14 protein-coding genes are annotated in these 12,226 nt (G+C 35.4%); 7 read left to right on the top strand and 7 right to left on the bottom strand.

Features of this window, described 5'->3' with window-relative positions; all coding sequences use genetic code 11:
• Positions 1-130 precede the first annotated feature (130 nt).
• The 3 genes from spx to ESZ47_RS09200 all read left to right on the top strand — a co-directional run bounded on the left by spx (position 131) and on the right by ESZ47_RS09200 (position 1,784).
• On the top strand, positions 131-565 hold the full coding sequence (spx, locus tag ESZ47_RS09210; RefSeq protein ID WP_148606692.1) for a transcriptional regulator Spx: 435 nt from the start codon (positions 131-133) through the stop codon (positions 563-565).
• A gap of 47 nt (positions 566-612) precedes the next feature.
• A complete protein-coding gene (locus ESZ47_RS09205) occupies positions 613-1,314 on the top strand; it encodes an adaptor protein MecA (protein ID WP_148606691.1) in 702 nt (233 codons plus the stop codon).
• A gap of 65 nt (positions 1,315-1,379) precedes the next feature.
• Positions 1,380-1,784, top strand: a complete 405-nt coding sequence (locus ESZ47_RS09200; RefSeq protein ID WP_148606690.1) for a rhodanese-like domain-containing protein — start codon at positions 1,380-1,382, stop codon at positions 1,782-1,784.
• Between the two features lie 28 nt (positions 1,785-1,812).
• On the opposite strand, the gene ESZ47_RS09195 is transcribed toward ESZ47_RS09200, so the two are convergent.
• Positions 1,813-1,995 (bottom strand): DUF3042 family protein, encoded by a 183-nt coding sequence (locus ESZ47_RS09195; protein WP_148606689.1) that lies wholly within the window; start codon positions 1,993-1,995, stop codon positions 1,813-1,815.
• An 83-nt stretch (positions 1,996-2,078) separates the two neighbouring features.
• Between ESZ47_RS09195 and ESZ47_RS09190 the strand changes: the two genes are divergently transcribed.
• Positions 2,079-2,819: a glycerophosphodiester phosphodiesterase family protein gene (locus ESZ47_RS09190; RefSeq protein WP_148606688.1), complete on the top strand. Its 741-nt coding sequence runs from the start codon at positions 2,079-2,081 to the stop codon at positions 2,817-2,819.
• Positions 2,812-3,693: a tRNA (adenosine(37)-N6)-dimethylallyltransferase MiaA gene (miaA, locus tag ESZ47_RS09185; RefSeq protein WP_148606687.1), complete on the top strand. Its 882-nt coding sequence runs from the start codon at positions 2,812-2,814 to the stop codon at positions 3,691-3,693. Before ESZ47_RS09190 ends, miaA begins: the two co-directional genes overlap by 8 nt.
• Before the next feature lie 40 nt (positions 3,694-3,733).
• Here miaA and ESZ47_RS09180 read toward each other — a convergent pair whose 3' ends face one another.
• Positions 3,734-4,561: a hypothetical protein gene (locus ESZ47_RS09180; protein ID WP_148606686.1), complete on the bottom strand. Its 828-nt coding sequence runs from the start codon at positions 4,559-4,561 to the stop codon at positions 3,734-3,736.
• A 362-nt stretch (positions 4,562-4,923) separates the two neighbouring features.
• Here ESZ47_RS09180 and metK point away from each other — a divergent pair, with 362 nt between their 5' ends.
• Entirely contained in the window at positions 4,924-6,081 is a 1,158-nt protein-coding gene (gene metK, locus ESZ47_RS09175) for a methionine adenosyltransferase (RefSeq protein ID WP_148606685.1), read from the top strand.
• 18 nt (positions 6,082-6,099) lie between these two features.
• Positions 6,100-7,059, top strand: a complete 960-nt coding sequence (locus ESZ47_RS09170) for an ADP-ribosylglycohydrolase family protein (protein WP_148606684.1) — start codon at positions 6,100-6,102, stop codon at positions 7,057-7,059.
• Positions 7,060-7,074: 15 nt separating this feature from the next.
• On the opposite strand, the gene ESZ47_RS09165 is transcribed toward ESZ47_RS09170, so the two are convergent.
• From ESZ47_RS09165 to ESZ47_RS09145, 5 genes are all read right to left on the bottom strand, one after another.
• The gene (locus tag ESZ47_RS09165; RefSeq protein ID WP_148606683.1) at positions 7,075-7,989 is read right to left on the bottom strand and encodes a diacylglycerol kinase family protein; all 915 of its coding nucleotides are present in this window, start codon (positions 7,987-7,989) and stop codon (positions 7,075-7,077) included.
• Positions 7,990-8,086: 97 nt separating this feature from the next.
• The gene (gene ppcA, locus ESZ47_RS09160) at positions 8,087-9,601 is read right to left on the bottom strand and encodes a phosphoenolpyruvate carboxylase (protein ID WP_148606682.1); all 1,515 of its coding nucleotides are present in this window, start codon (positions 9,599-9,601) and stop codon (positions 8,087-8,089) included.
• A gap of 299 nt (positions 9,602-9,900) precedes the next feature.
• The gene (locus ESZ47_RS09155) at positions 9,901-10,125 is read right to left on the bottom strand and encodes a single-stranded DNA-binding protein (RefSeq protein ID WP_148606681.1); all 225 of its coding nucleotides are present in this window, start codon (positions 10,123-10,125) and stop codon (positions 9,901-9,903) included.
• A 175-nt stretch (positions 10,126-10,300) separates the two neighbouring features.
• Complete coding sequence (gene rnjA, locus ESZ47_RS09150) at positions 10,301-11,983, bottom strand: ribonuclease J1 (RefSeq protein ID WP_148606680.1); 1,683 nt, start codon at positions 11,981-11,983, stop codon at positions 10,301-10,303.
• Positions 11,983-12,195, bottom strand: a complete 213-nt coding sequence (locus ESZ47_RS09145; RefSeq protein ID WP_148606679.1) for a DNA-dependent RNA polymerase subunit epsilon — start codon at positions 12,193-12,195, stop codon at positions 11,983-11,985. The genes rnjA and ESZ47_RS09145 overlap by 1 nt, the downstream gene beginning before the upstream one ends.
• Between the last annotated feature and the right edge of the window lie 31 nt (positions 12,196-12,226).

The raw sequence follows: 12,226 nt of genomic DNA, 5'->3' as shown, positions 1-12,226 counted from the left end.
GGTGCCGTACATATGAAAAAAGTACCTCTGGTTTAGAGGTGCTTTTTTTTGTACCATTTAATACTGCATATACTTTGATAGTTAATTACGGTATAATGTAATTACTAGTATTTTTGGAGGTCAACAGTTTATGGTTACATTATTTTTATCACCAAGTTGTACCTCTTGCAGAAAAGCAAAACAATGGTTAGAGGAGCATAATATTTCTTATTTAGAAAGAAATATGAGTAAGGAACCTTTACGTGCAGAAGAAATCAATAGAATGTTACGTTTGACAGAAGACGGAACTGATGAATTAATATCAAAACGCTCAAAGGTATTTACTAATTTGAATGTTACATTGGAAGACATTACGATAAATAATTTGATTGCGTTAATTGTAAAACACCCTTCCTTACTAAAAAGGCCAATCATCATTGATGAAAAGCGTATGCAAGTGGGTTACAATGAAGATGAAATTAGAAGATTTTTGCCTCGTACTGTGCGGCAAAGAGAACTTATCCGAGCAACCTATAAGGCAGATTATGAAGAAAAAGCAAAAAATTTAATTGTTGAGGAAATATAAACATGTCTTTTGCTTATTTTATCTAAATTTTGGAAAGGACTATGATTATGGAAAAGGAAAGAATTAACGAAAATACAATTCGCGTTATGATTGATAATTCTGATTTAAAGGACCGTGGCCTAACTATAATGGAATTATTAGGTGATCATGAAAAAATTGAGTCTTTTTTTTATAATATTTTGTCTGAAGTTGATACAGACCATGACTTTGAAGATGATGATCAAGTTTCATTTCAAATATTGCCTAACCGTAATGGGTTAGAACTATTTATTTCACGCTTAGATGAGGACAATAAGATTTCTGATGTTTTAGAAAATATTACAAACTTGACTAGTAAACACTCAAAAAATATTGATAATGTATCTGAAAAAAGACGGCAAGAGCTACGTCAGTCTGATAAAGGCGAAATTGTGAAACCTAATTTGTCATCGGATAATGACATTAATCATACCAAATTAAATAATGAAAAGGCACAGACCATACTAGTGCTGTATGAGTTTGAGAACGTTATTGATATTGCGAATATTATTGAAACAAATGATTTTATTTCTGATTTGTATTTTTATGAAGGGAAATATTATTTGAATTTAGTATCTTCTATACAAAAAGAAGAAGTACTAAAAAATAATATAGCAATAGCTTTAGAGTTCTCTCATGTCACAGATGTTACTTATGATGTCTTATCTGAACATGGGCAATTATTGCTAAAACATGAGGCTCTTAAAAGGATTAAAACTTTCTTTTCATAAACGCTACAAAGCGTTTTTTTTTTGGTACAATTGAATAAGATTATTTAAGAGAGCGAAAAGGAAAAATGAATAATATATTATTGTTAATTGTGTCAGTAGTGAGTATTTGGGTTCTATTTTCAGTTGGTGGATGGCTTTGGGTATTTATTTCAGCAAAACAAAATGCTTTGCTACTGAAACCAGAAGAATTTACGAATAAAATTAACACGGATAGTGGACAGATAATTGATGTTCGAGAAAGTACGACATACAAGAGATCTCATATAATGGGTGCACGCAATATTGCGGCTATGAATTTTTTGCAAGGTAAATCTGGGTTACGTAGAGATCGTGAAATTTTTTTATACGGTGATAATTTACGTGATGCAGCACGTGCTGCAAAATCACTAAAAAAACAAGGCTTTAAGAAAAATATGATTTTTATATTGCGAGGTGGTTTTTCTCGTTATGAAGGTAAAAAGACAAATTAAAAGAACCGCAATATTGTGGTTCTTTTTCTTAGTAACGTGATTGATGTGCAGCGACACTTCTGCGAATTGCTGCTTTTGAAACTTCGTTATATTCTTCTTCTGCTTGCTCTATGGGCTTTAAAACTTTATGCTGGTATATGAGTGCACTACCGGCAACAATAGCTGCAGACCCAAGTGTTCCAACGATTACACCTAATTTAAATGATTTCATATGCTTTCCACTTTCTTAAGTTTCTCTAAATACCATTATCAACTATTTTAATGTATTTGTAAATAACAATGATTGGATAAAATATGACAGATATTATTGCACATCGTGGCTATCGTCTTGTTGCACCAGAAAATACAATTCCAGCTTTTGAAGCGGCTTTAGCTTATGACATCGACATGTTAGAGACTGATGTTCATCGGACGAAAGATGGACAGCTAGTAATAATTCATGATGAACAAGTGGATCGTACGACAAATGGTATGGGATTAGTTTCTGAACTTACTTTAGATCAGATTAAGTCCCTTGAGGCTGGGCAGTATAAGCAGCCAAAAATGAATAATATTACTATTCCAACTTTGGAAGAATTGTTAGTCTTTTTATTGGCAAAAAAATTTAATAAGACATTACTTTTAGAAATTAAAACTGATCACATACCTTATCCAGGTATTGAGAAAGAAATATTGGATTTAGTAAATCAATTCAATGTAAATTTTGAAATTATCTACCAAAGCTTTAATATGAATTCATTGCGTATTGTTAGAAAACTAGAGCCTTCTGCCAAAATAGCTGCGCTTGTTTTTTGGCCATCTCCAAAGGTGATTTGGTTAAAAGTTATTGGTGTAGTTGATTTTGTTCATCCTGATATTAGGATGCTCAAAAAGAAACCTCAATTATTTTGGCATATGGGCTTCCCTATTAGGCCGTGGACAGCTGATAAGGAAAATGATATTCGTGCGGTATTTAAATCTAACCTATCCGGTGTTATTACGAATCAAGTTGCCTTGGCTAGTCAAATTCGAAAAGAGGTACAAAACAATGAATAAAATTGTGATTATAGCTGGACCAACTGCTTCAGGGAAAAGTAATTTAGCTATTCAAATGGCCCAAAATTTTAATGGTGAAATTATATCTGCTGATTCAATGCAAATTTATCGAAGCCTTGACATCGGAACAGCCAAACCGACCAAGGAGGAGCAAAATATTGTAACACACCATTTAATTGATATTATTGATTTTACGGCAAGTTATTCTGTTGCTGATTTTGTTGTAGAAGCTGATAAAATTATTGCTGATATTATCTCCCGTGGGAAGTTACCGATTGTGGTGGGTGGAACGGGTCTATATGTTAAAGCATTATTGGGGCTCCAAAAATTAGAATACGCAGCTAGTGACGCAAACGAAGTATCAGTATTAAAGTCATACGAATTGAGTGAACTGGTTACTGAATTAAAGATGATTGACGCTAAACAGGCATTAAATGTGGATTTGAAAAACAAGCAACGAATTATACGTGCAATTCAAATTGCACGTCATGGAAAGAAAAAAATACAAAAGTCTCGTCCAACATATGAGTCTCTAACTATTGCGCTGGACTGGCCAAGAAATGTCCTGTATGAACGTATTAATACTCGAGCCTCCTATATGGTTCAGCAAGGTATATTGAACGAAGCTACAGCTATTCTAGAAGCTGGGGGTGAAAATTTACAGGCAGGAAAAGCCATAGGGTATAAAGAATTTTTCCCATATTTGCAAGGTCAGATTGATTTAGATATGGCTATTGAACAATTAAAACAAGATTCTCGTCGGTATGCAAAACGTCAATTGACGTATTTGCGTCATCAAATACCAGGTTTGATTTGGTTAGACGGGATGCAGGCTGAAACACAGCTAACCAATAAGTTACAACGGTGGATTTAAAATTAAAAGTTATTAAAAAAGAACACATTGTGTTCTTTTTTTAACGATATAAGAGAAGCATAGCTATTGCTTGCAACAAAACATACCCCATATTTTGCCAATTCCCCAATTTAGCTTTTACAAATTGTAAAGTAAAAGCTAATATACTACATAAAATAATAAATATTGTGTTTATACCTACCTGATGGCTAAACAATATAACCCAAAATAATCCAAGTGTTAAAATACTAAGTTTACGTCCATCTGGATTAGGCATGATGATAGGTGTGAAAAAGAATATGAAACCAAAAAGCATAGGTAACAATTGCACAATAAATCGCTGAGTGACGTAGTTGTTTTGTACGTAAAAAATTGCAATAGGAACAGTATATGTTGCTAGAATAGACATCAGAAGTAATCCTAATACATTTTGTAAACCTAACCAAAGTTGTTGTATCATGATTAAAAATAAACACAAAATTAATAGTAATACAAATATTTCATGGCGAGACTGAATTAATGAGCTAAACGTGAAAAGAATGCTTATCGCAAAGAAAACATAGCTAGTTAGACTGCGAAAGTTTTGTATCATCATTAGAGCCATACCCAAAGCTGTTGATATTGTATAACAAAGTAAGGGTGTGATTTGCCAAGTTATTGCGCCTTGTAGCATTTTTGTATGTAACAAAGGTAAGCGCCACCAGACAACGTTAAGAGAAAGCAAAATAACGGCTAACGGTAACCAAAACCGTCGATCTCGAAAATGAATGGGATAAAAGTTTTCAAAACTTCTCTTATCGCGTGCATCATTACTCAACCTTCGAGGCATTAAGCGCCCATCTGGTAACTGACGAGTAATATTTGATTGTTGAAAATATTCTTGTTCCATAGTCAATATTGTACCGTAAATTTGAACAAGTAAGTTATCGTTTTTATAACGACATAGTTACAGATAAAATAAATTAGTGCAATTTGCTTTTTAATCAATCATCTGATATGATTGATTATACAATTTAAAACAGCTATCAAGAGCAGGTGAGTGATACAGCACTATGACCCTGCACCAACCGGCAAAAATTGAAATGCACACGATTTCATAATGTGCTTTTACTTTTCGTCACGGTGGTCCATCTGTACAGATAGTCGTCACGTTAGCGCGTTCGACTATGCTTAGTCGAATGCGCTTTTTATTGCGACTTTTTAGCTTTTTATTTTGATTTAAAGGTGACGACCAAACGTAGGAGAATATTCATGACAAAGTATTTCACATCGGAATCTGTTTCGGCTGGGCATCCAGATAAAATAGCTGATCAAATAGCTGATGCTATTTTAGATGCAGTTCTCGAGCAAGATCCGAATGCACGTTCAGCAGTTGAAGTAACTACTTCAACCGGTGATGTTTCAATATTTGGTGAACTGTCTACAAATGCTTATGTTAATATTCGTCAAATTGCCACGGATACGATTCGTGAAATTGGCTATAATCATGCAGAATTAGGTTTTACTGCAAATTCTGTTAATGTTTCTAATAAAATTGTTGAGCAGTCTGGTGATATAGCGCAGGCCGTCGATAATGCTGAAGACGATCCTGACCAGCTTGGTGCTGGTGATCAAGGAATGGTATTTGGCTATGCTACTAATGAAACAGAAAGTTATTTACCATTAACTTTGGCGTTGTCTCATCGTCTAATGCGGAAGATTCGTGATGTGCGTGAAAATGGTGTTTTGCCATACTTACGACCAGATGCTAAAGGTGAAGTAACGGTTGAATTAGACGATAATGACAAAGTAACACGCATTGCGGCAGTTGTTATCTCAACACAGCATGATGAAGAAGTTACATTGGATCAATTACGCGCTGATATTCGCAAAAATGTTATTGATGAAGTGTTACCGCAAGAATTAGTTGATGAGAATACTACTTACTACATTAATCCTTCTGGAAGATTTGTTTTGGGTGGGCCACAAGCTGATTCAGGCTTGACTGGTCGTAAAATCATTGTTGATACGTATGGTGGGGCTGCTCATCATGGTGGCGGTGCTTTTTCTGGTAAAGATGCAACCAAAGTTGACAGATCAGCTGCGTACTATGCGCGTTATGTTGCTAAAAATATGGTTGCAGCTGGTGTAGCTGACAAGCTTGAATTACAAGTATCTTATGCTATCGGTGTTGCTAAACCAGTATCTTTGAATGTAGATACATTTGGCACAGCTAAAATTGATGAAGATAAAATTAATGAGATTATTGCTAATTTGTTTGATTTTAGACCTTTATCCATCATTAACAATTTGAATTTACGTCGTCCAATTTATAAACAAACAGCTGCATTTGGGCACTTTGGACGTACTGATATCGATCTTCCATGGGAATCACTAGATAAAGTGAAAGAAATAAAAAAATTGCTATAATTCATGATAAAATGAACTATGGTTAAAAAAGGGTCGACAATTCAATTTCTGCTGAAAGGAATGGCTGTTGGTGAAAGTATTGCCTATTTGTCTGTTAGTGAACAGGAAAAGATATTGCGGGCTGAGTCCCAGCATGAACTGAGATGGGGTTCACAAACAAGTCTGGCATTAGCAACAACAGCGAGTTTATCCAGAGGTTATCAATTAGCTGATGTGATGATTCATTTGCAAAACTGGTATAAAAAGCGTCAATATGCTCCGATGGGTACCATTCAAGACATCGATGATGTTACCAAACAAGCTCTAGATAATTATACAAAGAACAGAGATATTCTTGCTTCTGGCATTAGTACCGATAATGCAGATAGTGAGAATATTTTATCTAGAATGTTGCCTGTATCGCTATACTTGTATCATCAGGTTGGCGTTTCCTTCATAAATGATGAGTCAGCTATGCTTATGTTACATCGCATAGCAGGACTAACGCACAATGATGAGGGAGCATTGGTAAGTGTTGGCATGTTAAGTCTGATTGTAAGTCAAATTTTGGATGGGCGTGCAATGTCTGATGCTGTCGAAAATGGCTTAGCCTTTGGATTTGAGTACTATTCACGCCATCAAGTCTTTGTAGACGAATTGAAAGCTTTTTACGAACTAAATTTACCTGATTTTTCAAACATCCCAGCGGATAAAATTCAATTAGATGGTAGAGCTTCAACAACCTTAGAGGCAGTAATTTGGAGTCTATTAAACAGTGAAAGTTACACTCAAGCACTAAAAAAGTCTTTAATACATGGTCATTCTAATAGTATTGTACCGACGCTTGTTAGTGCGATTGGCGCTATATATTATAAAGATGATTTAGTGTTAGAGTTAGGACAGAATTTAATTGTTAAACGTGTTTTTACAACTGTTATTGGGCAAGCTGAGCGATCTTCTAGATTCAACTTACTAAATAAACCGGCTAATTTAAGTTAGCCGGTTTGTTTTTGTTTAAACCCAGAACGGATAAGATTGTTGTCTTACGGAAAAAGAAAAACTACCATTACCAAGGTCTGTGCCATCAAGATGTCCAGGTTGGATATCGTGAACATGAATAGTATCTCCTTTTGAGAGCGGAACACGATGAACAATATTTGATTTTGGGTTATTATGTTTAAATAGCATGTTGATGAAAAATTCGACAATACTTATTTTCCTGACGACGATCATCTCAAGTGTCGCTTTTTCTATTAAATTGTTTGAGGAAGAAATATCGTCTAAATTAAATTTATTGGTTAACGTCAATAAAAAAGAATCTGGAAAATGTCGATATTCAGAGCAAAAATTTACTGTAACAGGGAATTTTTTTTGATTGCAAAAAGCTGTTGCTATAGCAAAATAATTTTTAATCGAGTGAAAGACAGATTTCTTTTGGTGTATTATTTTATTATTTTGATGTGTCGTTAAGGCGACATCAAAACCAATACCAAGACTATTAACAAAATATTTAGTTTGTCGTTTAGGAATATCCCCAGTGATCTTGCTAATCGCTAAAAACGTAGGATGAGTAATATATTGTAAATGATGCAATGCACTTTGTGTAGTTTTAATATTTAATTTATTAGAAAAATTAGTATCAGCGTTTATAGGAATATAAGCAATTGGCAACTCATATTTACGTTTGACAGCGAGTAAACCATTTAATGTTTCATTTAGTACAGTATCATCGCCAATCACCAGAACAACATTATTTGATGATAGATCTGGTAATTTCTTAGCAATTTTTTTTGCTAAATAGATAGCTTCTTCGGTAAAAGTTGCATCTTGCCAAGAAATATAACTAATTGTGGATTTAATTTGAGAGATAAATCTTTGATGATTTAAATTATTATTTTTTTCATCATTGATAACGTGAAAAGTTGGCATATTTGGTTCCCCCAATTTGAAACAAATTAGTACTATTGTATCAAAAAAGTATTACTAAGGCGAACGAAAGTCAATAAAAAAAGCCTAAGTTAGGCTTTCATCCAAGGAAGTGTCGTAGCTGTGCTGTACGGTTAATTAACGCTGTAACAGCAATTGGAGCACCATCTTTGATTTGAACTACTTGAAGTGCAATTTCAGCGTGTTGCTGCTCTTCGCGAGTTTGCGGTCCAATCTCAAACTTAAAGATACGTTGCATAATTAAAATGTCTTCCTCCACCTCGGCCCAAGCATCGTTTTGGGTCTTTAAAATTTGAAGTGCATCCATATTGATATAGCGAGCTAATTCATTAAAATCTTTACTCATGCTAGGATATGAACGAACGAAAACACTTAAGTGATCTGCGTCTAGATGCTTAAGCGCACGGCCAAATCCAATAAATTCTGGTGGCACACCAATTGAGTAGAACGAACCAGTGAAGTTAATAGCACGAGGTAGTTCTATACCATCAACAGATCGTGAGTAACCAAGTACACCAACGTGCTGACGGCGGTCACGACGCTTTGGAAAAGCCTTGAATATTGGTTGCATACTAGGCACTAAGTTATCTAAAGTTTGTGAATAAAACTTTGCTGACTCTTCAGCAATTTCAGTTAAAATCTTTTGATCATCTAATGAAATCTTTAGTGGTTTAGCAACAGGCAACTTTTCTTTTAATTCAGCAATTCCTTTTTGAACCTCTTCAATTGGAAAGTCATAACGGAAAGCAGATTGAACAGTTGCTGTACGCACACCGGGGAATTCTGTCACATAACGGTCAATACGATGAGGGGACAAACCACCACGGAAAATTGCTGAACCAGTTCCTGAAATTGGGAAAATTTCAATATTTTCTTCTTCAGCAAACTCATGAAGTCTAGCAATTGCCAGCTTGTTACCAGTAATGGAACTCATGAAACCAGCCGTCAAAGCAGAGTCGGATCCAGCCAAGAATACACGCATGTACTTTGGACGGAAGCCAAAATGTTCTTCGTGAAGTTTCAAATATTCTTTTAAAATTTCAGGGGCGTGTAGTTGTGTTTCGAAATCCTCAAATAGAGGAATCATTTCAATGTATGGTGTGTTTTTATCTGAACGAGTAAATTCGGCAGACTTGAAATTTGCTAATTTTTCAAACAAAATTTGCATTTTCAAAATTTGATCTGCGCGTTGTGCCATTGGTAAAATTGCTTCAAATAGGGGACGGGAAAAGTCTAAATCGTGTGCAAAATCTTCTGAACTTAGGAAAGCAGTCATAGCTTGCATCAAGTTATAACCTTTTTCTTCCCAAATGTTTGGGAAACGGAAGGTTAAGAATTTGTCACGGCCAATTTGGTGTTCTTTAAAATAATCATATTCTGTGCTAAACAAACGGTCAATGACAGCCGCATCAGCGTGCTTACCTTCCCAATCCCACATATACTCATCGACATTTAGTTCATTAAAGTTTTCAAATGCTTCACTAGTTTCGCGATAAGCACTAATAAATGGTTGTTGAGAACTTTCCCAGAATGGCGCGTTAGCATTATCTGGGTGTTGTGTTCCCATAATTGAAGGGATTTTACGTGATGTCATGATAGCTCCTTAATTTGTACTGATGATATTGTAACATACTGACAAGCGACAAACTTTGGCAATGTCAGCTTTTTTACGAATAATTAAGCTAATTAGAATTCAAAGTTCGGATATTACTGATTTTGATATTTTATGAGATGAGTATGTTGACCTAAAAAATCAATATTGAGTAGAAAATTACAAAATATTTATTTTTTGTTTTATACCATCACTGAATTTATATGAAGTAGGTTGTAAAACCCAGAAGTTATTTTTAGTTTAACTTCTGGGTTTTGTGTCTAAAATTAGCAAGTTTGATATTAGTTTTTTAAATAAAAGTGTTTATTTCTGATTTTTTTTCCTAATGCCGATACGTTAGGGACTTGTCCTGACTCAACCAAGTCTAGAAACACTTTATCGGCAGACAAACGTTGATTATTAAGAAATGAGTACCACTCAATTCCTGTGAATAAATCTTTAACGGTAAATTCTGTTCCTGGCTCGACACTATTAACTCTTTTAACAGCTTCTTGCGATATATTCATGTTTACTCCTCCTTAACAAAACGTACAAAATAATTGACTACCTAATTCGATACTACATCTATAAAAATCTATTGTCAATTGAACAAGTTTATTATTCAAAATTTGCATCAAATATATTTAGAATAATCACTAAAAAACCGTCATTCGACATGTTCGGTCGAATGACGGTTCTGTTTTAAATAATAATAAGCATAGGCATAATCATTGGTTTACGAGCGGTTTCTTTATACAAAAAACGAGATAAGTCATCAATGACAGCTTGGCGAATATCGGACTCACTATTATTTGAGTTGTTCATCACACGTCGCATTGTACCGAAAATAACACGGCGACCTTCGTTAATCAAATCACCAGATTCACGCATATAAACAAAACCACGAGATAGAATATCTGGCCCAGATAAGATTTCTTTCTTTTTCAAGTCAATAGTTGCGGTAACAACCACCAATCCATCTTGTGATAGTTTCTGGCGATCATGTAGGACGACTGAACCAATGTCCCCAATTCCAGAACCATCAATGTAAGTATCATCACCTGGAAAATGTCCAGCAACTCGTGCATTTTCGCCATCGAGAGCCAACACATCACCATTTTCTAAAATGAAAGTATGATCTTCAGGCACGTCTAGTTCGTGTGCCAATGAGGCATGAACTTTTAACATACGATATTCACCGTGGACAGGCATGAAAAATTTGGGTTTCATTAATGCAATCATTAACTTTTCTTCTTCTTGACCACCATGACCAGAAGTATGAATGTTATTGACCTTACCGTAAATAACGTTCGCACCGCCTTCTTGTAGCTTATTAATAACGGCGTTCACAGAGGCCGTATTACCTGGAATAGGTGAAGAAGAGAAGATAACGTTATCTTTTGGTTTTAAACGGATTTGCTTGTGCGTTCCTTCGGCAATTCGTGCTAAGGCTGCCATTGGCTCACCTTGAGAACCAGTCGATAGAATAAGTAATTCATCATCAGGAATGTGCTTGATTTCTGATTGCTCAACTAGCATGTCATCTGGAATGTTTAAATACCCTAAGGCACGACCGTTTGTAACAGCAGATTCCATTGATCGTCCGAAAACAGCAATTTTACGTCCATGCGCAATAGCAGCGTCTGTTGCCATACGAACACGATTCATATTAGAAGCGAATGTGGCAAAAATAATGCGACCATGCTGTATTTTATCAAAGATATGGTTAACTGATTTTGCAACCCATGCTTCTGATTTTGTCCATTCGGGACGTTCAGCGTTTGTTGAGTCACTCATCATGAGCAAAACACCATTTTCACCAATACGAGCCATTGACCAAAGATTGGGTGGCTGCTTAGTAGTTGGCGTCAAGTCAAACTTAAAGTCACCAGTTTCAACAATAGTGCCGGCAGGTGTATGAATTGCTACACCAAACACATCAGGAATAGAGTGAGTAGTACGGAAAAACTCAACACTCAGTTTATCGAACTCAATTACTGAGCCATCAGTAATTTCATGAAGTTCGACACGATTAAGCATTTGCTTTTCTTCGAGTTTATTTTTAATTAATGCCATTGCCAATGGGCCAGCGTAAACCGGGACATTAACAGCTTGCAAAAAGTAGGCGATTGCACCGATATGGTCTTCGTGTCCGTGGGTAATGACCAGTGCCTTAACGCGATCGATATTATCAACTAAATAAGTATAGTCAGGAATAACGTAATCAATACCGAGTAATTCGTCTTCTGGGAACTTAATGCCCGCGTCGACGACAATGATTTCATTTTGGTACTCGATACCGTACGTGTTCTTACCAATCTCGCCTAAACCGCCTAGCGCATAAACTGCGACTTCGTTAGGTTTGATATCTACAGAATATGTCATTAGAATGTTGTAACTTCGAAGCTAGGATTGGCCTTTTCATAAGTCACAGCCTTGTCAGATAACTCTTCGATAAACTCCACATTATATTCTGTGTTTTCTTCAATAATTTCACGCGCTTGTGGCAAACTTTCAGCCTCAATGTACATTGAAATAGTTGTTTCACGCTTTGGATTGCGTTCAGGGTGTTCTTGGTAGTAAACTTTATAAATCATAAATGCCTCCATTAAAATAGTTATAGTAATT

Source organism: Leuconostoc litchii (assembly GCF_008107645.1).
GTDB classification, from domain to species: domain Bacteria; phylum Bacillota; class Bacilli; order Lactobacillales; family Lactobacillaceae; genus Leuconostoc; species Leuconostoc litchii.
The sequence above is the reverse complement of the archived record's forward strand: the minus strand, read 5'-3'. Positions and strand labels throughout refer to the sequence as shown.

Bases quoted from the DNA above. Each gene is read 5' to 3' on its own strand.
- spx (WP_148606692.1), top strand. From the start codon at position 131: ATGGTTACATTATTTTTATCACCAAGTTGTACCTCTTGCAGAAAAGCA.
- ESZ47_RS09205 (WP_148606691.1), top strand. From the start codon at position 613: ATGGAAAAGGAAAGAATTAACGAAAATACAATTCGCGTTATGATTGAT.
- ESZ47_RS09200 (WP_148606690.1), top strand. From the start codon at position 1,380: ATGAATAATATATTATTGTTAATTGTGTCAGTAGTGAGTATTTGGGTT.
- ESZ47_RS09195 (WP_148606689.1), bottom strand. From the start codon at position 1,995: ATGAAATCATTTAAATTAGGTGTAATCGTTGGAACACTTGGGTCTGCA.
- ESZ47_RS09190 (WP_148606688.1), top strand. From the start codon at position 2,079: ATGACAGATATTATTGCACATCGTGGCTATCGTCTTGTTGCACCAGAA.
- miaA (WP_148606687.1), top strand. From the start codon at position 2,812: ATGAATAAAATTGTGATTATAGCTGGACCAACTGCTTCAGGGAAAAGT.
- ESZ47_RS09180 (WP_148606686.1), bottom strand. From the start codon at position 4,561: ATGGAACAAGAATATTTTCAACAATCAAATATTACTCGTCAGTTACCA.
- metK (WP_148606685.1), top strand. From the start codon at position 4,924: ATGACAAAGTATTTCACATCGGAATCTGTTTCGGCTGGGCATCCAGAT.
- ESZ47_RS09170 (WP_148606684.1), top strand. From the start codon at position 6,100: ATGGTTAAAAAAGGGTCGACAATTCAATTTCTGCTGAAAGGAATGGCT.
- ESZ47_RS09165 (WP_148606683.1), bottom strand. From the start codon at position 7,989: ATGCCAACTTTTCACGTTATCAATGATGAAAAAAATAATAATTTAAAT.
- ppcA (WP_148606682.1), bottom strand. From the start codon at position 9,601: ATGACATCACGTAAAATCCCTTCAATTATGGGAACACAACACCCAGAT.
- ESZ47_RS09155 (WP_148606681.1), bottom strand. From the start codon at position 10,125: ATGAATATATCGCAAGAAGCTGTTAAAAGAGTTAATAGTGTCGAGCCA.
- rnjA (WP_148606680.1), bottom strand. From the start codon at position 11,983: ATGACATATTCTGTAGATATCAAACCTAACGAAGTCGCAGTTTATGCG.
- ESZ47_RS09145 (WP_148606679.1), bottom strand. From the start codon at position 12,195: ATGATTTATAAAGTTTACTACCAAGAACACCCTGAACGCAATCCAAAG.